General features: G+C 62.0%; 20 protein-coding genes. 8 read left to right on the top strand and 12 right to left on the bottom strand.

The annotated features are described in order from the left end of the window. Positions 1-83: 83 nt before the first annotated feature. Positions 84-512, bottom strand: coding sequence for an HIT family protein (locus tag ACYP01_RS10205; protein WP_459679782.1), 429 nt, complete (start codon positions 510-512; stop codon positions 84-86). 87 nt (positions 513-599) lie between these two features. Here ACYP01_RS10205 and ACYP01_RS10200 point away from each other — a divergent pair, with 87 nt between their 5' ends. Together ACYP01_RS10200 and ACYP01_RS10195 are read left to right on the top strand one after the other, a co-directional pair. Further along, entirely contained in the window at positions 600-1,841 is a 1,242-nt protein-coding gene (locus tag ACYP01_RS10200; RefSeq protein WP_007734387.1) for a bifunctional glycosyltransferase family 2/GtrA family protein, read from the top strand. Further along, on the top strand, positions 1,838-3,976 hold the full coding sequence (locus ACYP01_RS10195; protein WP_459679779.1) for an ArnT family glycosyltransferase: 2,139 nt from the start codon (positions 1,838-1,840) through the stop codon (positions 3,974-3,976). The genes ACYP01_RS10200 and ACYP01_RS10195 overlap by 4 nt, the downstream gene beginning before the upstream one ends. A gap of 85 nt (positions 3,977-4,061) precedes the next feature. Here ACYP01_RS10195 and ACYP01_RS10190 read toward each other — a convergent pair whose 3' ends face one another. The 6 genes from ACYP01_RS10190 to ACYP01_RS10165 form a co-directional block, all read right to left on the bottom strand. Beyond that, positions 4,062-5,366 carry an HNH endonuclease signature motif containing protein gene (locus ACYP01_RS10190; protein ID WP_459679777.1) on the bottom strand — a complete coding sequence of 435 codons (1,305 nt, stop codon included), beginning with the start codon at positions 5,364-5,366 and terminating at the stop codon, positions 4,062-4,064. Positions 5,367-5,436: 70 nt separating this feature from the next. Beyond that, a complete protein-coding gene (locus ACYP01_RS10185) occupies positions 5,437-6,084 on the bottom strand; it encodes an ABC transporter ATP-binding protein (RefSeq protein WP_459679774.1) in 648 nt (215 codons plus the stop codon). Between the two features lies 1 nt (position 6,085). Continuing rightward, positions 6,086-7,003, bottom strand: coding sequence for an oligopeptide/dipeptide ABC transporter ATP-binding protein (locus ACYP01_RS10180; RefSeq protein ID WP_003945893.1), 918 nt, complete (start codon positions 7,001-7,003; stop codon positions 6,086-6,088). Continuing rightward, positions 7,000-7,821: an ABC transporter permease gene (locus ACYP01_RS10175; RefSeq protein WP_007734397.1), complete on the bottom strand. Its 822-nt coding sequence runs from the start codon at positions 7,819-7,821 to the stop codon at positions 7,000-7,002. Before ACYP01_RS10175 ends, ACYP01_RS10180 begins: the two co-directional genes overlap by 4 nt. After that, entirely contained in the window at positions 7,814-8,848 is a 1,035-nt protein-coding gene (locus ACYP01_RS10170; RefSeq protein ID WP_397524560.1) for an ABC transporter permease, read from the bottom strand. Before ACYP01_RS10170 ends, ACYP01_RS10175 begins: the two co-directional genes overlap by 8 nt. After that, complete coding sequence (locus ACYP01_RS10165; RefSeq protein WP_459679771.1) at positions 8,845-10,467, bottom strand: ABC transporter substrate-binding protein; 1,623 nt, start codon at positions 10,465-10,467, stop codon at positions 8,845-8,847. The genes ACYP01_RS10170 and ACYP01_RS10165 overlap by 4 nt, the downstream gene beginning before the upstream one ends. 171 nt (positions 10,468-10,638) lie before the next feature. Between ACYP01_RS10165 and purD the strand changes: the two genes are divergently transcribed. The 4 genes from purD (at position 10,639) to ACYP01_RS10145 (ending at position 15,783) form a co-directional block, all read left to right on the top strand. Further along, positions 10,639-11,895, top strand: coding sequence for a phosphoribosylamine--glycine ligase (gene purD / locus ACYP01_RS10160; RefSeq protein ID WP_007734401.1), 1,257 nt, complete (start codon positions 10,639-10,641; stop codon positions 11,893-11,895). Positions 11,896-12,047: 152 nt separating this feature from the next. Continuing rightward, positions 12,048-13,706, top strand: coding sequence for a GMC oxidoreductase (locus ACYP01_RS10155; RefSeq protein WP_459679768.1), 1,659 nt, complete (start codon positions 12,048-12,050; stop codon positions 13,704-13,706). Between the two features lie 110 nt (positions 13,707-13,816). Beyond that, positions 13,817-14,650, top strand: a complete 834-nt coding sequence (locus tag ACYP01_RS10150) for a helix-turn-helix domain-containing protein (protein WP_054825451.1) — start codon at positions 13,817-13,819, stop codon at positions 14,648-14,650. 191 nt (positions 14,651-14,841) lie between these two features. Further along, on the top strand, positions 14,842-15,783 hold the full coding sequence (locus ACYP01_RS10145; RefSeq protein ID WP_050794081.1) for a substrate-binding domain-containing protein: 942 nt from the start codon (positions 14,842-14,844) through the stop codon (positions 15,781-15,783). 6 nt (positions 15,784-15,789) lie between these two features. On the opposite strand, the gene ACYP01_RS10140 is transcribed toward ACYP01_RS10145, so the two are convergent. Then, positions 15,790-16,245: a MarR family winged helix-turn-helix transcriptional regulator gene (locus ACYP01_RS10140; RefSeq protein ID WP_459679766.1), complete on the bottom strand. Its 456-nt coding sequence runs from the start codon at positions 16,243-16,245 to the stop codon at positions 15,790-15,792. 99 nt (positions 16,246-16,344) lie between these two features. Between ACYP01_RS10140 and ACYP01_RS10135 the strand changes: the two genes are divergently transcribed. Then, positions 16,345-17,427: an ABC transporter substrate-binding protein gene (locus tag ACYP01_RS10135; RefSeq protein WP_459679763.1), complete on the top strand. Its 1,083-nt coding sequence runs from the start codon at positions 16,345-16,347 to the stop codon at positions 17,425-17,427. A gap of 3 nt (positions 17,428-17,430) precedes the next feature. Here the strand turns inward: ACYP01_RS10135 and ACYP01_RS10130 are convergent, their stop codons facing one another. Together ACYP01_RS10130 and ACYP01_RS10125 are read right to left on the bottom strand one after the other, a co-directional pair. Then, entirely contained in the window at positions 17,431-18,081 is a 651-nt protein-coding gene (locus tag ACYP01_RS10130; protein WP_459679761.1) for a DedA family protein, read from the bottom strand. Beyond that, on the bottom strand, positions 18,078-18,884 hold the full coding sequence (locus ACYP01_RS10125; RefSeq protein WP_459679758.1) for a phosphatase PAP2 family protein: 807 nt from the start codon (positions 18,882-18,884) through the stop codon (positions 18,078-18,080). The genes ACYP01_RS10130 and ACYP01_RS10125 overlap by 4 nt, the downstream gene beginning before the upstream one ends. A gap of 117 nt (positions 18,885-19,001) precedes the next feature. Here ACYP01_RS10125 and ACYP01_RS10120 point away from each other — a divergent pair, with 117 nt between their 5' ends. Next, on the top strand, positions 19,002-19,676 hold the full coding sequence (locus ACYP01_RS10120; protein ID WP_459679756.1) for a response regulator transcription factor: 675 nt from the start codon (positions 19,002-19,004) through the stop codon (positions 19,674-19,676). Between the two features lie 3 nt (positions 19,677-19,679). Here the strand turns inward: ACYP01_RS10120 and ACYP01_RS10115 are convergent, their stop codons facing one another. Beyond that, positions 19,680-21,068, bottom strand: coding sequence for a sensor histidine kinase (locus tag ACYP01_RS10115; protein ID WP_459679754.1), 1,389 nt, complete (start codon positions 21,066-21,068; stop codon positions 19,680-19,682). An 87-nt stretch (positions 21,069-21,155) separates the two neighbouring features. After that, positions 21,156-22,553 carry a serine hydrolase domain-containing protein gene (locus ACYP01_RS10110; RefSeq protein WP_376137233.1) on the bottom strand — a complete coding sequence of 466 codons (1,398 nt, stop codon included), beginning with the start codon at positions 22,551-22,553 and terminating at the stop codon, positions 21,156-21,158. Positions 22,554-22,556 lie beyond the last annotated feature (3 nt).

Here is a 22,556-nt window from a genome sequence, read left to right as displayed (position 1 = left end):
AAATGCGACCGCCGCAACCTCCGTTGGAGGCTGCGGCGGGGAGTCCAGTTATCGGCCAGCGAAATTCGGTCGAAGGTATGCGATCAACGAGTCGAGACAGTTGCCTCGAAGCCTAGGTCGCGTAGCGCCGACTTGAGTTTGGCCTGTGCCTCGTCGAGAGATTCGGGTGACGGCGAGGTGTCGGCGCCACTGATGTCGAAGTTCCCCATGTCGTATGCGGGGAAAACATGAACGTGAAGATGCGGAACTTCCAGACCTGCGATGAGGAGACCCGCCCGAGGCGCGTCGAACGCCTTACGCACGGCTTGGCCGAGGTTGCGGGCAACAGCGGTGACCTTGGCAAAGAGTTCAGGATCCACGTCCTGCCACTGATCGACCTCGGCTCGCGGAACCACAAGCACGTGGCCCTGCGTTACCGGCGCGATGGTCAAGAACGCGACGACGTCCTCGTCCTCCCACACGAAACGTCCTGGTAGATCCCCGTTGATGATGGCACTGAAGACTGAAGGCATACCCCGAGGTTAGCCCGCGTCCGGTTGCCAGGAAACTCCCAGGCTGGACGCAGGTTCGTCGGAGCCGGCCCGACAAATCTAGGACGCATGACGACAGAAGCCATGCAGACCGCGGGCAGCACGGACGCAGAGGAGGTCTCCGCGACGACTGTAGTGCTGGACGTGGTCGTCCCGGTATACAACGAAGAGGCAGGCCTCGAGACGTGCGTGCGGCGCCTGCGCCGGCATTTACGCACGCAGGTGCCGTTCTCTGCACGAATTACCATCGCGGACAACGCCAGTGTCGACGGCACGTTGGCACTCGCACGTTCCCTCGCCGAAGAATTCGACGACGTCCGGGTCGTCCACCTGGATGCGAAGGGTCGCGGTCGAGCACTGCGGCAGGTATGGAGCGACTCCGATGCCGACGTGGTCGCGTACATGGACGTCGACCTCTCGACCGACCTCAACGCCCTGATGCCGTTGATTGCTCCGTTGCTCTCCGGACACTCGGACATCGCCATCGGTTCCCGGCTGGCACGATCGTCCCGCGTGGTGCGCGGTCCCAAGCGTGAGTTCATCTCACGTAGCTACAACCTCATCCTCCGAAGTGCACTGCATGCTCGCTTCTCCGACGCCCAGTGCGGATTCAAAGCCATGCGCGTCGATGTTGCACGGCAACTACTTCCGCTGGTGGAGGACACCGGGTGGTTCTTCGATACCGAATTGCTGGTGCTGGCCGAGCGAGCGGGCATGCGGATTCACGAGGTCCCTGTCGACTGGGTGGACGACCCGGACAGTCGGGTGGACATCATTGCCACGGCAGTTGCCGACCTCAAAGGTGTGGTCCGTGTCGGGCGAGCACTGTCTACCGGTTCCCTTCCATTGGCTGAGCTCAGGGCTAGTTTCGGACGTGAACCGTTGGTTCCCGGAGTTCCACGAGGAATGGTCGGGCAGCTCTCACGCTTTGCCGTGGTGGGAGTCATTTCGACGCTCGCGTACGCGCTGCTCTACCTCGCTCTGCACTCGATCATGGGTGCGCAGTGGGCCAACGCCGTCGCATTGCTTGTGACCGCGGTATTCAACACCGCCGCCAACCGGGCCTTCACCTTCGGGATCCGAGGGTCGGAAGGATCCGCTCGTCACCAGATGCAGGGCCTGCTCGTGTTCGGGTTCGGTCTACTGCTCACCAGCGGATCGTTGTTCGTGCTCGACGTCATGGCGCCCGACGCTTCCAAGCACGTGGAGCTTGCCGTACTCGTCATTGCCAATCTTGTTGCCACAGTGAGTCGATTCATCGCACTGCGCTGGGTGTTTCGCACCGCACAATCCGTAGGAGCCAATCGATGACCGCCACTGCAGAGACACTCGCCGCGCCGCTGCCAGCGCCGGAACCGCAACGTCAGGTGCGCTGGGAACCGTGGGCACTGGGAGTGTTGTTGGTGGGCACCGGAGTCGCCTACATCTGGGGCCTGGGTGCATCCGGATGGGCCAACTCGTTCTATGCCGCTGCGGTACAGGCAGGTTCGGTGTCGTGGAAGGCTTTCTTCTTCGGCTCCTCGGACGCTGCAAACTCGATCACCGTCGACAAGCCGCCCATGTCCCTGTGGTTGATGTCGCTGTCGGTTCGCATCTTCGGACTCAATTCCTGGGCGATGTTGGTGCCGCAGGCACTCCTCGGGGTCGGATCGGTTGCACTGTTGTGGGGAACGGTTCGACGGTATTTCGGTGCGGCCGCCGGCCTCCTCGCGGGCCTGGTACTTGCGCTCACACCCGTAGCGGCGCTGATGTTCCGGTTCAACAACCCGGATGCTCTGCTGGTGCTCCTGATGATCGCAGCAGTGTGGGCGATGATGCGCGCCGTGCAGGACGGCCGCACCCGCTGGCTCGTGCTGGTCGGTATCTTCTGCGGATTCAGTTTCCTGACAAAGCAATTACAGGTCATGTTGGTGGTTCCACCGCTGGCGCTCACCTATCTGATCGCCGGACCGCCGAAACTGGGTAAGCGCGTACTCCAACTGTTCGCGGCACTGGGCGGACTGATCGTCTCCGCCGGATGGTGGTTGGCAATCGTCGAACTGTGGCCGGCCGACTCGCGTCCGTGGATCGGTGGTTCACAGAACAATTCGATTCTCGAACTGACGCTCGGCTACAACGGGCTCGGGCGCTTGAGCGGCAACGAGACCGGAAGCGTCGGCGGCGGCGGAATGCGCGGTGCTGGTGATGCCGCGGCCGGCGCTGCTGCGGGCGGTTTCCCCGGTATGGGCGAGGCCGCAGGTGGTATGGCAGGGGGAGGTATGGCACCAGGTGGTGGGGCCGGCGGTGGTATGTGGGGGAGTACCGGCATTACCCGACTGTTCGAATCGGCCCAGGGCGGACAGATCGCCTGGTTGATTCCTGCTGCGCTGATACTTCTGGTGGCTGGAATCGTGCTGCGAGGCAGGGCACCCCGCGCTGATACACAGCGCGCGTCATTCATCGTCTGGGGACTGTGGCTGTTGGTGACCGGACTGACCTTCAGTTTCATGGCGGGAATCTTCCACGCCTACTACACCGTTGCGCTGGCGCCGGCGATCGCCGCGCTGATCGGTTCAGGATCGGTAGTGGCGTGGCGTCATCGTGACGTCCTCTGGGTTCGCATCATTCTGGCGGTGTCCTTGGCCGCAACCGTCGCGATGGCGTGGGTACTGCTCGGACGCTCGCCTACGTTCGTACCGTGGCTTCGCTGGACCATTCTGGTGGTCGGCATCGTCAGTGCCGTGGCAGTGCTGATTCCGGCAGTGACGCGAGGTCGATTGGCTGTAGCAGTGATTCTCGCAGCGATCTTCACCGGTCTGGCAGGTCCGACTGCATACGCGATCGACACGATCAACACTCCGCATACCGGTTCCATAGTTTCGGCCGGACCGAGCGTCGAAGGTGGAATGGGCGGGCCCGGCGGTGGCCGCGGAGGCTTCGGTGGCACGGCTGATGGCGGTAACCGTCGGACTGACGGGGCTGGGACCGGAATGCCGGGCACGCCCTCTGTAGGAATGGGTCAGATGCCCGGTGGTGCAACAGTTCCGGGCGGTACCACGCCGACCACCGACGGGACGCGAGGCGCAATGGGAGGCGGTGCCGGTGGTCTACTGCAGGGCAGCACGCCGGGAGCCGCTGTTGTGTCCGCTCTCGAAGAGAACTCCGACCAGTTCACGTGGGTAGCCGCGGCAATCGGGTCCAACAGCGCATCGGGTTATCAGCTTGCGACGCAGTCACCGGTCATGGCTATCGGAGGGTTCAACGGGAGCGATCCGTCGCCGACGCTCGCGCAGTTCCAGCAGTACGTGGCAGAGGGCAAGATTCACTTCTTCATCGCTGGCGGTGGGATGGGTGGCGGTATGAACGCCGAAGGCACCGCTACCGCTATCTCGACGTGGGTGACCGAAAACTTCACCGCCACAACGGTGGACGGGGTGACCCTCTACGACTTGACGGTTGCAGGCTGACCAACAGGAACGCACGCCAGGTCCGCATCGGAGGTGCTTCCTCCGATGCGGACCTGGCGTGAAGTTGTATGCCTGAGGTTCGTCCTCAGGTTTTGAAGGTGGTGTTCGCCGGCCGCGGGTGCTGCTGCGGGTCGATCGAGGGTGGCGGGATGAACCAGGGTTTGTTGTCGACTCCTATTCGGATTTCCCATTTGCCGACGAACCCTGATTTTCGGTGCATCAGTCGGTGGTGTGAACGGCACAGCAGGACCAGGTTGTTCATCACCGTCGGGCCACCATTGGCCCAGTGCCGGATATGGTGTGCATCGGTCCAGGCGGGCACGCATGTGCAGCCCGGGAAGGCGCAGCCTCTGTCTCGGGCGATCAACGCCACTCGCTGTTCGGCGGTGACCAACCTCTTCCCTGGTTGCGCATCCAAGGGCGCGCCGTGATCGTCGAGCAGAACGGTCGACAGGAAACAGTCGCAGCCGAGGAGTCTGGTCTGCGAGACCGAGAGTGGTCCGAGCCAGGGCATGTGCCCGACATCGAGATCCGACAGAGACGCTTCACCATCAGCAGTGGAGGGTGTGGCGGCGCAGTCTCGATGCTCAGCGAGATCATGGGCATTGATGTGCACGTTCACGTGCGGACGTTGGCCACCGTCTTTGCCGGTTTTGGCGCAGTCGAGGTACCGGCGGATCAGTTCGGTGAACCCGTCCGCGGTCCGCTTCGCTGCCGACCGGGCGTCGGGGGTTCCGTCCGGTGCCGGGGTGGGCATCGTCAGATTCGACAACGCGGAGAGCAGCATTTCGCCGGTGAGGGCGTCGAAATCGCCGCGCACCACCACCCGACCGTTCAATGTCGAGGCGATCCGCAACTCGTTCCGGTCGACATCTTCGGCGGGCGGGATCTCATCGGATTCGAACAACCGCTCCAAGGTCGCGATTACGTTCCGCACCTTCGTCGTCGTCGCTTCCACACCCGACGCAGCCGCAAGCAGTAGGTCGATACAGCGAGGGAGCGCGGCGTCTGGCATGCCTTTAGGTGGTGATTCACAGAACGCCACGATCAACACGGCATGCTCGAAGGAGCAGTCCCCGCCATCGAACCGAGCCGCGACCGCCGGAAACGGCCGCAAAGCTGCACCCAGCGCGGCGATCTTCTTCCCGTCCCGAACCTGCAGCATCGTGTTGCCCGCCAACCACGCACCCACTCCGCGGCTGGCAATCACCTGATCATCCGGGCGCAACGACAACTCGTCCACCACCGCCACACGCACAGCTTCGAGACGAAGAATCTCCGCACTCGCCTCGACAGCAGCCTCACGCAACTCGGCAGCAGTCAACCGCCACAGGCGTCCGCGTAACCCCACCGCAGAACCAGACACCACATCCGACAACAAGACGCTCATTGAATCCCCCGATCCCCTCTCCAAATCATACTCGAACATACGTTCGGGTCAAGGGTCGATTTCGCAGGGGCTAAGCGCTGATACTGTCGAGGTTGTGGACCACGTCGCAGCAGGCGCCGAGTAATTCGCGATCATGGCTGATGAGTAATACACCGACGCCGGTTTCGGCGGCGCGACTCTCGATCAACCGAATGAGCGCGGCCGTCGTGGCGGCGTCGAGCATCGCCGTCGCCTCGTCACAGATGAGGTAATTCGGTTGTTGCGCCAGCGATCTCGCCAGGCAGACGCGCTGTAGTTGGCCGTCGCTCACCTGGTGTGGTCTGCGCGACAAGAGATCGGGAGTGAGGCCAACTTCTGCTGCCAGCGCGGCCACATCGATTGACCTACTGGCAATGTCACCCGGTTGGCCGATGATCGAGGCGAGCGTCTGCCGAGGGTCGGTCGATGCGCGAGGTGACTGAAACAGCATGGACACCGTGCCGCGTAGTGCCGCGGGTACCGAGAATCTGGTACCCACAACGGGTGATCCGTCGATCCGCACTTCGCCTGACCACGGTGCATCCAGCGAAGCGAGAATCCTTGCAAGTGTTGATTTTCCGGTGCCCGAAGGCCCTGTCAGGCCGATCAGCTTTCCCGACGGAATCTCGAGCGAGACGTTCTCGAGAACTGGCCGGTTGCGACGGTAACCGCTGGTGATTCCCAGAGCTTGCAGACTCATGTCAGCCCACCTTCCGCAGCGTTCGGTACGTGCGGTCACCCAACGTGACCAGTTCGGTCGGGCCACCGGATTGTTTCGACTCCGGGCGTCGTAGGTGATAGACGCACTCCTCGGGGAGATCGGTGAGTTGCGGTGGCGATCCCGGCATGGGAGTCAAACCTCTGGAAGGTAAGGCGCCGAGAAGGTCTCGGGTGTAATCGTGAAGCGGATCTTGGAACACCAGCGCGGCCGGACCGGTCTCCATGATGCGTGATGCGTACATGACGGCAAGTCGATCCGCGACACCGCTGCGGGTAAGGGATGCCAGGTCATGGGTGATGAGCAGGACCGCCGCTCCGGCGTCCGCGCACTCTCGAAGTAATCCCATGACGTGGTCGGTGAGTTCGCGGTCGAGGTTGGCGGTGGGTTCGTCTGCGACGATCACCGACGGATTCCCGGCCAGCGCACCGGCAATGGCCACGCGTTGCGCCATGCCGCCCGACAGTTCGTGCGGGTAGCAGTCCAGGGCCGACGGTTCGAGTCCGACGCGAAGTGCCAAGGCATCGCAAGTGTGATCGCTGCCGAGTGCGTCGATCGTCTCCTGTAGTTGCGATCGCGCAGTCCGGACGGGGGTGAGATGTGTTGCGGCGGATTGTGGGACGAGAGCCACGTGCCGCCCACGGAACGCGGTGCCGGAGAAGACGTCGATCTCGAGGTCCGGTGTTCCGACGGTGACCGTTCCGGTTCGAGAAGCATTCGGCGGCAACATGTTCATGACCGAGGTGGCGATGATCGACTTGCCACACCCCGATTCCCCGACAAGTGCGGTCACCGTGCCGGCTGGAACGTCGAGGTCGATGTCGCTCGCAGCGTGAACTACCGATCCTCCGAGTAGAGGGATCCTGACGGTGAGAGATTCGATGCGCAGGCCGTGGTTCACAGTCGCAACTCCGAAGGTCGAGGGGGCGTGAGCATCGACCGCAGGGCCGAACCGGCGACGGCAACTGCGACGGTGGCGATCACGAGAACTGCGGCGGGGAATGCCAGCGTCCACCAACCGCCGAGGAGCAGAGAACTGCGTGCCTCTTCGAGAAGCGTCCCGAGACTGGGCTTGTGCGGGGGAAGGCCGAATCCCAGGAAGGACAACGTCGATTCGTGCCAGACGGCGTGGGGCAGCAGGAGAACGACTGCGATCAAAGCCTGTGGCGCCGTCGCCGGCACGAGGTGGCGCATGATCACGTGACGTCGACTGGCTCCCGCGAGAATGGCGGCGTCGATGTAGGGACGCTCGCGCAGACTCAAGATCTCGGAGCGGATGATCCGGGCCACTTGGGTCCAGTGGGTCAGTGCGATCGAAAGCACGATGGCGGCAATGCTTCCACGGAACATCGCGACGATGACGATGCCGAGCAACAGGTGGGGGAGTGCGTTGACGGCATCGGTGCCGCGCATGACGAACCTGTCCACCCAGCCGCCGACCAGTCCGGCCGTAGTGCCGACGGCGACGCCGATCACCGTGGCGAGCAGCGCGCAGGCGAGTGCGATCAGAAGTGAGGTTCTGATGCCTGCAGCTATGCGCACGAACAGATCTCGGCCCGCCGAGTCAGTTCCGAACGGGTGATCGAACGACGGAGCCAGGCGAGCCGCCGAGAAGTCTGTGACTCGGTCGTCGACGTCGGCCAACCATGGGACCAACGCCGCGTACAGCGCCACGAGGATCAGCACGCCGACGGCGATCTTGAAGCGTCGTTCAGCCATCGGTACTCACTCTCGGGTCGAGTACTGCAACGAGGACGTCGGCAATCAGTGAGCCGAGCATGACCGTCAATGTCGTACCGACGGTGAGGAACGCGAGCAGTGCCATGTCGAGGTCACGGGCTGACGAGACGATGGCGCCGGCGATCCCTGGCCAACTGAAGACCTCTTCCACCAGCACTGCCCCGACTATCAGCTCGGGCAGTCGCACGCCGACGATGTTCACGAAAGGCGCCAGTGAGGTCGGCAGTATGTGGCGTTTCGTGATGGTCGGCGTCGGGATTCCGCGTGCTACGGCGCCCGCGACAAATCCCTCACTTTTCGAACCCACGACGGATTCTCGGACCGCGAGTAGGAGCCACGGCATCTGCGAGATGGAGAGGACCGTCACCGGTAGGACCAAGTGCCGGATCACCTGTCCCGGTGTGGGATCGGCACCCCCGTCGGTCAACCCGGCGACCGGGAGCCAGCCGAGAGTCAACGCGAAGAGCGCGATGGCACCCAGCGACAAGACAAACGGCGGAAGTCCTTGGACCACGACGCTCAGCCCGGACACGGTCTTGTCCAAGAATCCTCCACTGCGGATTCCGGCGAGAACACCGAGTGTCAGCGAGGCGAGAATCGCGATGAGGAGTGAGATACCGACCAGCAGCAGGGTCCATGGCAGACGCTCGGAGATAACTTGGGAAACAGGCTGATTGAACGATCTGGAGATCCCGAGATCACCGGTGAACACGCCCTGGAGCCAATTCCAGTACGTGCTGTACCAGGGGTTGTCGAAACCCATCTGATCGGCGATCAACGCTTTGTCCGCGTCGCTGGTCGTCATGTATCGCGTGCCCAGGTAGCCGACAAGTGGATCGAACGGTGAGATCGCGGCGGCGGCAAAGAGTCCCGCGGACACCACGGCGATCACGGGCACGATGAACAACACCCGCCGACCGACCATCGTGAGGATGGCCTTTCGGCGGGAGTTGCCACGGTGGTCGAGCGATTGCCGCGCGTCTACCCGAACGTCGACAGCTGTCATTGCCCTCTGGCCCACGTCTGCAGTGACCACCACGGGCCCCAGGTCACACCGTGTGAGTGTGGCTCGAGTACAGGTCCGGACATCTGCCAGTCCGAATCCTTCGAAACGTACGTATGGTCGAGGAATACGAGGATGACAAATCCGGGATCCTCGACGTACGCCTGCTGCACGTCGCGATACGCGGCGTCACGCGTTGCCTGATCCAGGCTGCGGCGTCCTACTTCCAGGCCTGCGTCGACTGCTGGATTGGAGTAGTCGCTGGCGTTGTCGTAGATGCTGCCGACCCCGGGCGCTATGTACTTCGAGTTCAGCGCGTCGTACGCCTGCGTGTCTGGATCGAAAGGTTCGTCTCCACCACCGAGAAGCGTCGAATCCTGGTTGATTCGAGGGTCTATGCGGTCCCAGGAGAGCGCTTCGAGATCCACCTCGATGCCGACAGCGAGAGCATCGGAGGCAAATGCCTGAGCGAGATCACGTCGAACGGTGTCGACGGAGTTGTACATGATCGTGAACTGCGCCCGCTGACCGTCTTTCGAACGGATTCCGTCGGCACCTTCGATCCAGCCCGCTTCGGTGAGAATTCGCTCGGCCTCGGCCGGGTCGTAGGCGAAGGTTGCGTTCGGGTTGTACGAATCGCCGTAGACCTCGGGGATCGGAGTGGCGGCGACGCGGCCGTGTCCGCCCAGGACGTTGTCGATCATCGACTGGCGATCGGCGGCGAGGTTGAGCGCCATTCGTACGGCTTTGTCGCCTGCCACGGGATTGTTCGTCGGAAGTGAGAGACCGCGCCAGTCCGCTGACTGATGGGCAGTCACCGACATGTTGTCTTTGCCCGAGAACGTATTGGCAAGCAGTGGAGGGAGATTGGTTCCGTCGATCTCGCCGGACACCATACGTTGGGCGCGGGTGTTGTCGTCCGGAACGTAGAGGAGAGTGAGCTTCTTGATCTCCGGTGCACCGTCCCAGTAGTTCTCGTTCGCCTCGAAGACCGCTCGATCCGGTGAGAGATCGACGAGTGTGTACGGACCCGTACCGACAGGCGCGGTGTTCAACGGCGATTCGGCGGCAAGTCCGGGTGTCGCGAGGGATTCCGACGGGACCATGCCGATCAGCATTTTCGTCAGCAGGGGCGCATACGAGTACGCGAGGCGGAACTCGACTGTGTTGTCGTCGACGGCCACGACATCGCTGATCATGTCGTACGACGAACGCGCTTCGGAGGCGGAAGCGGGATCGAGGATCGCCTTGTACGTGGCAACCACGTCGGCGGCGTCGAAGGTCGATCCGTCAGAGAAGGTGACCCCGTCGCGGAGTTTGACCGTCCAGACTGTCGCGTCGGCGTTGGCAGTGGGCATCTCCGCGGCCAGAGACGGCTCGAATCCCGGCATGCCGGTACCTCCGGTGAGTCGGACGAGGCCGTCGTACATCTTGGCCTCACCGGCAGCGCCGAAGCCTGCGACCGGGTTGTAGCCGCCCAGCTCGTAGCCGTCGGCCAAGACCAGGCCGTCGTTGTTGCCCGAGGAGTCGGTGTCAGTCGGGCTACTGCACGACGTGATCAGAAGTGCGCCGATTGCGGCGGTTGCGGTGAGCGTCAGAACGCCTGGTTTGTGGAGTTTCACGGGTGTCCTTTCCTTGGTGGACAGGTGTCCGAAAACATCTGTTCACCTATTCAGGTATTCATATGATCTCATCTCGAAACGGATATTTCGCACAAAGGCCGAACGCTGGGACCTTGGCCCCGTGAGTGACACTCCGAGAGCGCTGTTATCGCAGGCCGTAGTCTGTTCCCCGTGCGCGTACTAGTAATCGGCTCCGGAGCCCGTGAACATGCCCTCCTTCTCTCTCTTGCTCGCGATCCAGGTGTCACGGCCCTGATCTGCGCGCCTGGCAATGCCGGGATCGCAAAAATCGCCGAGCAGCACCCCATCGACGTCGCTTCGGGTGACGCGGTTACCGCGCTGGCCCAGAAGGTCGAAGCCGACCTCGTCGTCATCGGACCCGAGGTTCCGCTGGTCCTCGGTGTCGCAGACGCGGTGCGCGCAGCAGGTATCGCCTGCTTCGGGCCTTCGGCCGACGCCGCCCGCATCGAGGGATCGAAGGCTTTCGCCAAGGACGTGATGGCTGTCGCCGGCGTCAAGACCGCTCACAGTGAGATCGTCGACAATCCGGCCAAGCTCGACGAAGCACTCGACCGCTTCGGTCCCAACTGGGTGGTCAAGGACGACGGATTGGCCGCGGGTAAGGGCGTAGTCGTCACGACGGATCGTCTCGCCGCGCGCGATCATGCCGCAGAACTGCTCGAGACCGGACACCCGGTTCTCCTCGAGTCCTTCCTCGACGGTCCGGAAGTTTCGCTCTTCTGCCTCGTCGACGGCGAAACTGTGATCCCGCTGCTCCCGGCTCAGGACCACAAGCGTGTCGGCGACGGAGACTCCGGACCCAACACCGGCGGTATGGGCGCGTACACCCCATTGCCGTGGCTGCCCGACGAGATGGTCACGCAGATCGTCGATGACGTCGTCAAGCCCGTCGCTGCCGAGTTGGTCGCGCGCGGTAGCAGTTTCTCCGGCCTTCTCTACGCCGGTCTGGCGATCGGTGTCGACGGCCCGGCCGTCGTCGAATTCAACTGCCGGTTCGGTGACCCCGAAACTCAGGCCGTGCTTGCCCTCCTCGAAACGCCGCTGGGCGGTCTACTCAATGCGGCCTCGACCGGAACACTCGATTCGGTCGGTCCGTTGCAGTGGCGCGACGGTTCCGCTGTCACGGTCGTGATTGCCGCGGAGAACTACCCGTCAACCCCACGCACCGGCGACGTGATCACCGGAGCGGACGCCGACGGAGTCCTGCACGCCGGTACCAAGAAGCGTGAAGACGGTGCCGTCGTCTCGGCAGGCGGGCGTGTGCTGAGTGTTGTCGGAGTGGGCAAGGATCTGACCGAAGCTCGCGACGACGCCTACGCAAAGATCGCCGACGTCAAGCTTCCCGGTGGTCATTTCCGCAAGGACATCGGACTCGGCGCCGTCGAAGGTCGCATCTCAATTCCCTGACTCGTTCTTTCGGAGGGCCGGTGAACTTTCTGTTCATCGGCCCTTTTCATGGAAAATCAACGGTTCCTTGAAGTTACCCACGAGTATGGACTTCTCGTTCGGTTTCTCCCGGTATATCTCAGCGCGGGGGTCACGGAAAGAGAAGGGCACACTTGAGCATTCGCGCTGGATCCAACGAACGGCACGCACGTACCAATTCCACGCTCTCGCGTAGAAACTTCTTGGCAGCAACAGGATTAGCTGTGGGGGCCGCCGCACTCTCGTCCTCGTGGACCACGGCGGCCGCTGCGCCCAGACGAGCATTGAACGACGGAGACCGTGTCCCCGCGCTCGTGATCGGCAGTGGATACGGCGGTGCCGTTGCGGCACTTCGCCTGACGCAGGCCGGTATCGACACGCACATGGTCGAGATGGGGAAGTCGTGGACCACTCCGGGGTCCGACGGCAAGGTCTTCTGCCCGATGCTCTCTCCTGACGGACGGTCCTTCTGGCTCAGAGACCGTACAGTTCAACCGGTTTCACACTTTTCCGGCGGCTCGGTGGACAAGAACATCAGCCGCTACGTCGGCGTTCTCGACGCCGAGGACTTCGGCGGGATCAAGGTCTACCAAGGCCGAGGGGTCGGCGGTGGGTCACTGGTCAACGGCGGTATGGCGGTCACACCCAAGCGCAACTACTTCGAAGAGATCCTGCCCGGGGTCGATTCCAACGAGATGTACTCGACGTACTTCCCGCGGGCCAACGCTGCGCTCGGAGTCAACAACATCGACCCGGCCTGGTTCGAATCGACCGAGTACTACAAGTTCGCGCGGACGGGGCGAAAGACCGCTGAGAGATCCGGTTACACAACAACGTTCGTTCCGAATGTCTACGACTTCAACTACATGAAGCAGGAAGCTGCCGGCCAGGTCACCAAGTCCGCTCTGGTCAGTGAGGTCATCTACGGCAACAATGCCGGAAAGAAGTCACTGGACAAAACGTACCTCGCTGCGGCATCCGCCACCGGCAAGCTCACCATTTCAGCTCTGCACGTCGTGACCTCGGTTGCCCCGGCCGCGACCGGCGGTGGCTATCAAGTGGTGATGAACCAGATCAACGAGCAGGGCAATACCGTCGGCACCAAGACAGTGACGGCGGACAAGGTCTTCTTCGCGGCCGGCAGTATCGGGACCAGCAAGCTCCTGGTCGCGATGAAAGCGCAAGGGCAGCTGGCGAATTTGCCGGGTGCAGTTGGACAGGAATGGGGTCACAACGGCAACGTGATGGTGGGCCGCGCCAATCACATGTGGGACGCCACCGGTGCGAAGCAGTCGGCGATCCCCGTGATGGGTATCGACAACTGGGCCGACACATCCGCTCCCGTCTTTGCGGAAATCGCACCCTTCCCGGCCGGTACCGAACTGTGGGTCAGCCTGTACTTGGCGATTGCCAAGAATCCGCAACGTGCTCAGTTCCAATTCAACTCGGCATCAGGCAAAGTCGGATTGAACTGGCAGCGCTCGCAGAACCAGCCGTCGATCGACATGGCGAAGAAGCTCTTCGACAAGATCAACAAGAAGGAAGGCACGATCTACCGGACCGACCTCTTCGGCCCGACGCAGACGTGGGGCGATCAGTTGACGTACCACCCCCTCGGCGGTTGTGTGCTCGGCAAGGCGACCGACGGCTACGGTCGTCTGCCGGGGTACCCGGGTCTGTACGTCATGGATGGATCCCTCGTACCGGGCAATGTGGGAGTCAATCCGTTCGTCACCATCACCGCTCTGGCCGAACGGAATATCGAGAACATCATTGCGAACGACATGAACTAAGGCGGTGACTCGTCAGCAGGTGCGGTGGATCGACTTCCTGCCGCACCTGCTCGGCGTGGGCAGCGGTTACAGTCACCTGGACAGACGACGCTCGATTCAGGGATGTAGACGTGAGGCGGACAAAATCCGAGATCGACGGCGATTGGCTCCGGTGGGGCGTGCCGTCGATCGACGAGTTGGTGGTATCCGAACACGAATTGGACGACGAACCCGAAGATTTGGTTCTGTGGGGTGGAGCGTCGAGCGCTGATCAACCGGTTACATGGGAAACCCACGCACACCGGTCGAACGAGATTCTGTTCCCTCGTTCCGGCATTGTGGTTGTGCGCTCAGGCGCCCAGATGTGGACGTTGCTGCCGGGACGAGGGCTGTGGATACCGGCACTGCATCGACACTCGGTGCGCGTTGCCGCGGGTGCGCAGTTCCTGACGGTGTATTGCGCTGTAGGGCAGGGGCCTTCGCTCGGTGATCACCCGGTTGCGGTACACGGCACGCCGCTACTCTACGAGTTGTTTCTGCATCTGAGTGCTCGCGAGATGTCGGACGACGCGAGGCGCCGCGCCGAGCGAGTGTTCTTCGACCTCGTTGTTCCCGGCGACGAGCGCGGAGCGATGAAGATCCCAGATTCGGGCCCGGTCGGCCGGATTGCACGCGACCTGTTGTCTCATCCGGAGGATCCACGCAGTTTCGGGGACTGGGCGAACGAGATCGGCGTCAGCACCAGCACTTTGGCTCGTCGATTCAAGGTTGACACCGGCGTGAGTTTCGGCCAGTGGCGAGTACTGCTTCGGATGAACGTGGCGATGTCCCTACTCGGCCAAGATGTTGCGGTCGCCGATGTGGCAGAACAGGTCGGATACTCGACGCCCAGTAGTTTTGTCGCCGCCTTCAAGCAGTCCACCGGTGTCACGCCGATGGCATTTCGAAAGACTGCGGACCGTTGATCGGATTTCGACATTCTTTGACAAAACTCCGCGATTGCGTCATCTCCTGATCCGTTCTACCGTTAGCCATGTAGGCGAGGCTTACTTTACTTTCCGGGTTCGGGGTTCTCTCGAGACCCGCTCGACAGCATGGGGCAGAAGTGATCGATTTTGTTGCGCCGCGTTCGAAACGCGGTAGCAGGGCCATCTTCATGGCTGTGGCAGTGGCACTTTCGACGGTGCTGGCAGCATGTGGCACCTCCACGACCGACACGAAGTCCGACGGTGATGCGTGGACGTATGTCGATGCGCGTGGTCAGCAGATTTCGCTCGACAAGAGCCCCGAACGCATCGTAGCGACGGCAGACACCGCGTCGGTGCTGCTCGAATACGGCGTCGTGCCGGTCGGCATCATCGGCTTTTCCAGGCTGGACGAATCAACATTGAATGCATTCGACTTCAGTGGAATTGCCCATGTCAGCGAGACCGACACGGACATCAGCGCCGAGAAACTCCTGGCTGTGGACCCGGATCTAGTCATCGACATCTGGAGTTCGTACAACGGTGGAAACTTCGGCAGCATCTGGGGCGACGATATCGCTCGCGTCGAAGGGGTCGCTCCCATTGCCGGTGTCAAGATCACCGACGGGGCGCAAGCGGCGCTGGACAGCTTCAGTTCGTTGGTCCAGGGTATCGGTGGCACCGACACCTCACCGGTCTACGCGGCGAAACGGGAAGAGTTGAGTGCACTCGGTGAGCGGGTGCGTGAATTGGCCACTTCGCGGTCGAACATCTCTGTTGCATACGTGATTCCGTTGGAGTCGAGCCTTGACTACGCGGTGCCGGGATGGACTCCGCTCGGAAGTATTCTCGAAACGATGGGCGTCGAATTCGCCAAGCTCGACAGCGAGGACGGTTTCTGGGCGTCGGCGAGTTGGGAAGAGCCGGGCGTCTTTCCGGCTGATCTCCTCCTGATTCCGCCGACTTGGTCGGATGCACCGGAGCTCAATTCGCCGACTTTCACCAGGCTTCCGGCTGTGGTTTCGGGTCAGGTTGCGTCGGTCGAACTTCGTACGGGGTACAGCCTGACGGGCATCACGGAGCAGATGAAGCGTTTTGCCGACGTCTACGAGAAGAGCGGGAAAGTCACCTGAGCAGCGTCATCGCGGCGCGTGATCTCGCAATGATCGATTGACACGGTCGAGGATGTCGATGGCAGCGGACAATGTGTCGAGGTCGCCCTCGTCGAGGGACTCCAGTTCTTCGGCGAGGACACCGATGCGTAGTTCGGACCGACGGTCCCGTCGCGCGCTTCGCTCGTCCTTCACGTAAAGCGTGCTCACTCGGCCGTCCGTGGGATCGGGCCGTCGCTCGATCAGATCTTTGTCGGAGAGGATGCGCACCAGTGTGCTGACGGTGTTCGGGCGTCTGGAGAGACGGTCGGCGACAGCCCCGATGCGAGTGCCCGGGTGGTGTGCGACATCGTGAAGTACTTCGGATTGTGCCTCGGGCAAAGTCGCGTCGGTGCCTGACGTAGCCATGTATTCCCGCAGCGCTCGACGCAATTCGAACGCCGCAGCGATGAGTGATCTCGATGCTTCTTCCGCGGTGGGCACGCGATCAGAGTAGTGATCGACCCCGTGTGATCCACGCCCTGGAACTGTATCTGACACAGATATAGTTTACAGTTCTTCAAAGGGTAGGGTCACCTAACCATGACGGAAGATGAAGCTGTCATGCTTCACGACGTACGGGACGCGATCATGAATTTTCGAAAGAAGACACGCAGTGTAATGCTGATCGGCGCACTGACATTGGTGGCAGCTCTCAGTGGCTGCTCGAGCGAGGACGCGTCGCCCACAGATGCCGAGATCAGTGCGTCGGCTCCGGCGGGCTCTGCGTTTGTCGCTCCGCGAGAAGTCCCGGTTGGAATGGGGAGCGGAAAGTCGGACGGCGAGTTCCCTCGTACCGTCTCACACTTCAAAGGGGACACCACGATCGAATCGCAGCCCGAAAAGGTTGTTGTCATCTCGACCGGGCAAGCAGATGCACTCCTGTCGCTCGGTGTCGTGCCCGCAGGTTCGACGCGTGGTGACGGTGCGGACCTGGTGCCTCCGTACTTGTTGTCTGCATACCCCGAATTCCGTACTCAGCTAAGTGATGTCGTTGACGCAGGTGGACGCTTCACACCGAATTTCGAAGCGATCGTCACGATCGATCCTGACCTGATTTTGATGAATGTTGCAGGAAAGGACGCTGATTCGCTGTACGACCAGCTTTCCGCCATCGCACCCACGGTGGCAACACAGGGAACCGGCGTCTACTGGAAGCAGGACTTCCTGCTGGTTGCCGACGGGGTAGGTAAGACGCAGCAGGCGACGGCACTGCTGGATACCTTCAATACCGATGCCGCGGCCCTCGGTGCTTCCCTCTCGTCGTCGCCGACGGTGTCGTTCACGCGCCAGAACGGAAATCGTCTGCGCATCTTCGGTATTCCTTCGTTCACCGGCAGTATCGCCGAGGATGCCGGCTTGACCCGTCCGCAGTCGCAGCAGTTCGACGACACTTCCCGAGACATCAGTGAAGAAGAGTTGAACGTGGCGGACGCCGACTGGATCTTCTACGGCGTGCAGGGCGGGGACCCGGCGACGTTGACGAACGCTCCGTTGTGGGCGCAGTTACGTGGTGTGGTCGCCAACCACGCCGTCGCTGTTGACGACGACGTCTTCTACCTCAATACCGGGCCGACTGCGGCTCGTGAAGTGCTGAAGGTTCTGCAGAGCACACTGCAGCGGTAGTAATTACTCGGGAATCTCGATTTGTTCAGCCTGGATGGTCGGTACTCGCAGCGAGCGCAAGTAATTCACAGCGATGGGCAGAATCGAGACGACGACGACAGCGATGAGGATGATTTCGATGTGGGCGCGAACGAACTCGATTCCTCCGAGCATGTAGCCGAGTACCGGAACGAGAACTCCCCAAGCGAGTCCTCCGATGACGTTGTATGTCAGGAAGGTTCGATATGGCATCCGTGAAGTACCCGCCATTACTGGGGTGATGGTTCGGATGACGGGAACAAATCGCGCAAGGACGACGGTACGAGGTCCGTGCTTCTCGAAGAATGCTTCTGCCCGCGCAAGTTGATCGGGACCAAGTCGCTTGGCTCCAGGTCGATCGAAAACCGCAGGACCCGCCGCGCGTCCGACAAGGTAGCCGCATTGGTCGCCGACCACAGCGACGATGGGGATGGTCACGAGGAGAACCCTTAGTGGAACGAATGGCTGCTCCCGTGCGACGAGGACACCAGCTGTGAACAAGAGCGAATCGCCGGGAAGAAAAAACCCGAACAGAAGACCGGTTTCGATGAATACCGCCCCAAGCAAGCCGATCAGACCGAACGTGGAGAGCAGGGTATCGGGGTTCAGAATTCCGCTGGTGAGTGCGAGCGTCATACGAGCGCCCGATCGCGAGAGGCAGAGGAAGTGCGGTCGGTCGTCTTGGAGCGGCCTTCGACGAACCGGAAGACGGCTCCGCCCACGGTGACTGCAAGCGTCGCGAGAATGGCCCCGGCGATGACGTCGGTGAGCCAGTGAACTCCCAAATACAGGCGAGTCAGGGCTACGACGATTGTGACTGTCACGGCGAGGAGCATCAGCAGTCTCTTGACGGCGGGTGTGCGGTGCGCGCTCAGAACGAGGACGACGATGCCGAACAGTGCAGCGGTCCCGGTGACGTGACCAGACGGGAACGAGTGGTCGGTCTCGAGAAGCACCTGGATGTTGGTCGGCGGACGTTCGCGACCGACGAGCGCTTTGATTACCGTGCTGGCGACCGCCGCGGCGCCAACCGTTCCGATCACGATCAAGCCCGGAACGACCGAACGCGCTCGCCAGGAGATGAGGACTCCGCAGGTGATCCCGAGCATGGCGGTGGCGACAGGACTACCGAGATCTGTTACTGCCACTGCGATCTGATCAAGAGCGCCGCTCCGGTGATCGACCATCCAGTCGGTCACCGGACCGTCGAAGCTCGTCAACCACCCGCTTCCATACACCTGGATCGACAGCGTCACCAGTGCAAGCACGAGTCCGCACGTGCGAAGGGCTGTAGACCGAACGCTGGAAGCTCGGTAGATCGAACCGAACGCGAACAGAGCTGCGGCCACCACGATTGCGGCAACCGCGATCTCTGCGGTGGTGCTCTCGGTCAGGACTTCGGTGACCACGTTTCGCACGGTCGACACAGTTGCAGGCATGAATGCAGTGTGACGAGCCGAAGCTGAAGAAACGCTGAACGGAACTCGGTCCTGGGTCTACCGTCTGCTCTACTGGGTGCATCCGAACAATTGCGTGGCGACGAAACGGGGCCGGTGGTGCGAGTACTGGTGGTCGAAGACGAAGTGCGCCTGGCCGAGACGATCCGGCGGGGATTGGTGGCCGAGGGATTCGTGACCGCCGTCGAACTCAACGGTGACGACGGATTCGCGACTGCGTGCAGTGACGAATTCGACGTGATCGTTCTCGACATCATGTTGCCGGGCAAACACGGGTACGACATCGTGAGGGATCTACGCGCCCGGGAGATCTGGACGCCGATCCTCATGCTGTCGGCAAAGGACGGCGAATACGACCTGGCCGATGCATTCGATCTCGGCGCCGACGACTACCTGGTCAAGCCATTCTCGTTTGTCGTGCTTCTCGCTCGGCTGCGTGCACTGGTGCGTCGCGGCGCTCCACAACGTCCGGCGATACTCTCCGTTGGAGACCTGGCCCTCGACCCGGCCAAACATCAGGTGAGCAGAGCGGGAATCGAATTGACCCTGACGCCGCGGGAGTACAGCGTTCTCGAATTCTTGATGCGCAACAATGGTGTGGTCGTCACGAAGACCGAGATCGTTCGCTCCGTCTGGGACACCAACTACGAAGGTGACGAGAACATCGTCGAGGTGTATATCGGTTACCTTCGTAAGAAGCTCGACCTCCCGTTCGGAACTCAGAGCATCGAAACGGTCCGAGGCGTCGGGTACCGCTTTGTCGGCACTGCCTGATCTTCAGTCGTTCGGAACCGGAATCGTCACCTCGAATCGACTTCCACCGCCCGCCCTCTCGCTGACGGAAATGGTTCCGTGGTGCGCCGCAACTATTTCCGACGCGATGGCGAGTCCGAGTCCGGACCCGCCTCCCTGCCTCGACCGCGGCTGGTCCAGGCGGACGAAGCGTCCGAAGATTCGTTCGCGTTCTGCTGCAGGGATTCCGGGCCCGTCGTCCTCGATCACGATGTGGGCTTCGTTTCCGGCTTCGGAGCACTCGAGATACACGAGGGTCTCCGCATGCCGCACTGCATTGTCCACGAGGTTTCGCACCATCCGCGTCAATGCTCTCGGGTCTCCGGAGACCCGAACCGGAGCCACGGCAGCGGCGACCGCAACTTCGGAGATACCGTCGATCCTTTTCTGCTCGGCGAACAAGATGTCATCGAGGTCGACGTCGACGACGATGCCGAACTTTTCGAGTTCGCTTTCGTCAGAGCGCGCGAGAATCAACAGGTCTTCGATCAACTGCCGCATTCGGCGCGCCTCGGGAAGTAGTGCGTCTTCGATCAACGCGTCGTCGAGGAGATCCGGGCGTCGGTGTGCCAGTTCGAGGGCCGTCGTGATCGTGGAAAGCGGACTGCGTAACTCGTGTGAGGCATCGCTGACAAATCGTTGCTGGGCCAGCGCACCTTCGTCGAGGCGGGCCAGCATGTCGTTCATTGTTGTTGCCAGTCGGGCTATCTCGTCGTTCCCTGACGGGACAGGCACTCGTTCACCTTGACGCCCACTCGAAATCGACGCTACCCGAGCGCGGATGCGTTCGACCGGAGCGAGGGCCGAACCGACAAGGCGGTAGGTGGCAAACGCAGCCAGCCCCAGGACCAGGGGGCCGACTATGGCCAGCAGAACGGCAACGGTCGTCACCACGGTTTCAACCGGTTCGCGGTCGGCGCCGACGAAGACGGTGACTGGTCCGGTCGGCGTCTGAGCGCCTCGCCCGATCAGCCAGTAGTCCTCGTCGTCGGACTTCTTGACCCTTCCGAGGGCGTCCGACTCGTCAGGGCCGAGAATACGTTCGGACAGGAGGTCGCTGTCGGTTCCAGGTGATTGGGCGACTATTCGGTGATCGGCGTCGACGATCTGCACGATTCCGATCTGACTGTCTGTGGACAGAAGCGAAGGGTCGAGATCGGCCGGGTTTTTTCCGTTGAGCTGCTGGACCAATTGCGTGGCGCGAGCGTCGGAGCTGTTCAGCGCGGACAGATGCAGGGAGTTTGCCAGCACGAAAACCAGTGCAAGCCCGGCGATCACCAGGCAGAAGGCGATCACGAGTGTCGAAGCCACGGTCGAACGGGCACGCACGCTCCACCGGGAGGGGTGCAGAATCGACTCGCCGATGAAGTTCATGGCGTCCAGTCTGTACCTTCTCGGCTGTGCATTTACGAAGACGGGTGACGCGGTCCCGTAATCGGACCGCGTCACCCGTCTAGAGGATCAGGCCACTCGCTTGGCGGTGCGGCCGCCGAATTCGAGCATCACGGCGCGACCGGTGTCGTCGGTGACGAAGCGTCCCAACGCCCGGGTGGTGTCGGCGCGCGCAGCGAAGTCACGGTCGTTGAGGAAGGCGATCGGGATTGCCGGCGGCCAGACGATGTCCTCGTATTCACCGAGATCCTGCGCGCTGCCCATCCGGATGCCGATTCCCTCGTCACCGGGGGCGACGGTCATCGTCAGTGAGCCGGCCTGATACTTGCCCAGGACTGCGTCGACGGCAGCGGGTTCGGGCTCGACCACGTCCAGGGATGCCGGCGTGGGTAGTTCAGTGAGGTTGGCCATGCACCAGTCGACGATCTTCTTGCCGATTCCGCCGCCGAGGGCGTTGGTCAGCACGGTGACGGCGAAGTTCTTCTCGGGCACTGTCATGAACTCGGAGACCTGGAGGTTGCTCACGTTTCCGCCGTGCCGTACTACCTGTGTGGTTCCGTATCGAGTCAACAGCCATCCCAGGCCGACTTCTTCGAACATCATCGCGGCGGGACGCTGCGGCTTCTGCATCAACAACCGGGTGGACTCGTCGAGCGGCTGTCCTTCGCCGGGGTGTTCGCCCGACAGTGCGTAACGTGCCCAGACGAGTTGGTCTCGCACCGAGGACCACATTCCGCCGCAAGGGATCATGCCGCGGTCCAGTCCGGTTTCGTTGGACACGAACGGCACACCGTCGCGGATGTAGTGACCGAGTGCGAACCGGTGGGTCATCACGTCCCAGGGCAGGAAGGCCGAGTTCTTCATTTCGAGGGGGTCGAGCACGCGCTGCTTGACCAGCTCTTCGAAGGTCAGTCCGCTGATCTTGGCCACGACATGTCCGGCGAGAACGAATCCGGAGTTGCTGTAGGAGAAGACTTCTCCGACGGGAAATTCTTGTCGCAGTTCGTTCAGCCGTGAAACCGAGCGTCCCAGGGCGTCTTCGCCCCAGCCTGCCGAGAGGCCCGCGTCGCCGGTGAATCCGCCGGTGTGGGTGAGGAGATGACGCATCGTGACTGTGCGCGTGGCTGTTTCGTCGGCGAAGGTCAGTTCGGGGACGTACTCGACCAACGGGGTGTCGAGATCGAGTAGGCCGTCCTCGACGAGTGCCATCGCGGCTGTTGCGGCGAACACCTTTGTGGTGGAGCCGATCATGAACATCGTCTTGTCGGTGACCGGGAGTTGGGTTTCGACGCTCTCGATGCCACTGGTGACGACGATGTCCTTGTCGCCGTGAACGATGCCGACCGAGACGCCGGGGATGTTTGCCTCGACCCTCCACTGATCGACGAGTTCTTGAAGCTGTTCTTGCATCTTTGATTCCTCGAGTTCGCTGGCGTTCTGTGATTCGGCGTTCTGTGTTTCCGTCATCGT

The sequence above is a fragment of the Rhodococcus sp. no. 34 genome (genome assembly GCF_054589475.1).
Note: the sequence above shows the minus strand (reverse complement) of the source record. Positions and strands in the feature narration are given on the sequence as shown.

Excerpts from the sequence above, each read along its gene's own strand:
- ACYP01_RS10130 (WP_459679761.1), bottom strand. The coding sequence starts at position 18,081 with ATGACGCTCGCACTCACCAGCGGAATTCTGAACCCCGATACCCTGCTC.
- ACYP01_RS10200 (WP_007734387.1), top strand. The coding sequence starts at position 600 with ATGACGACAGAAGCCATGCAGACCGCGGGCAGCACGGACGCAGAGGAG.
- ACYP01_RS10110 (WP_376137233.1), bottom strand. The coding sequence starts at position 22,553 with ATGACGGAAACACAGAACGCCGAATCACAGAACGCCAGCGAACTCGAG.
- ACYP01_RS10135 (WP_459679763.1), top strand. The coding sequence starts at position 16,345 with ATGACGGAAGATGAAGCTGTCATGCTTCACGACGTACGGGACGCGATC.
- ACYP01_RS10205 (WP_459679782.1), bottom strand. The coding sequence starts at position 512 with ATGCCTTCAGTCTTCAGTGCCATCATCAACGGGGATCTACCAGGACGT.
- ACYP01_RS10175 (WP_007734397.1), bottom strand. The coding sequence starts at position 7,821 with ATGGCTGAACGACGCTTCAAGATCGCCGTCGGCGTGCTGATCCTCGTG.
- ACYP01_RS10145 (WP_050794081.1), top strand. The coding sequence starts at position 14,842 with ATGGCTGTGGCAGTGGCACTTTCGACGGTGCTGGCAGCATGTGGCACC.
- ACYP01_RS10125 (WP_459679758.1), bottom strand. The coding sequence starts at position 18,884 with ATGCCTGCAACTGTGTCGACCGTGCGAAACGTGGTCACCGAAGTCCTG.
- ACYP01_RS10185 (WP_459679774.1), bottom strand. The coding sequence starts at position 6,084 with ATGAGTCTGCAAGCTCTGGGAATCACCAGCGGTTACCGTCGCAACCGG.
- ACYP01_RS10170 (WP_397524560.1), bottom strand. The coding sequence starts at position 8,848 with ATGACAGCTGTCGACGTTCGGGTAGACGCGCGGCAATCGCTCGACCAC.
- ACYP01_RS10115 (WP_459679754.1), bottom strand. The coding sequence starts at position 21,068 with ATGAACTTCATCGGCGAGTCGATTCTGCACCCCTCCCGGTGGAGCGTG.
- ACYP01_RS10190 (WP_459679777.1), bottom strand. The coding sequence starts at position 5,366 with ATGAGCGTCTTGTTGTCGGATGTGGTGTCTGGTTCTGCGGTGGGGTTA.
- ACYP01_RS10195 (WP_459679779.1), top strand. The coding sequence starts at position 1,838 with ATGACCGCCACTGCAGAGACACTCGCCGCGCCGCTGCCAGCGCCGGAA.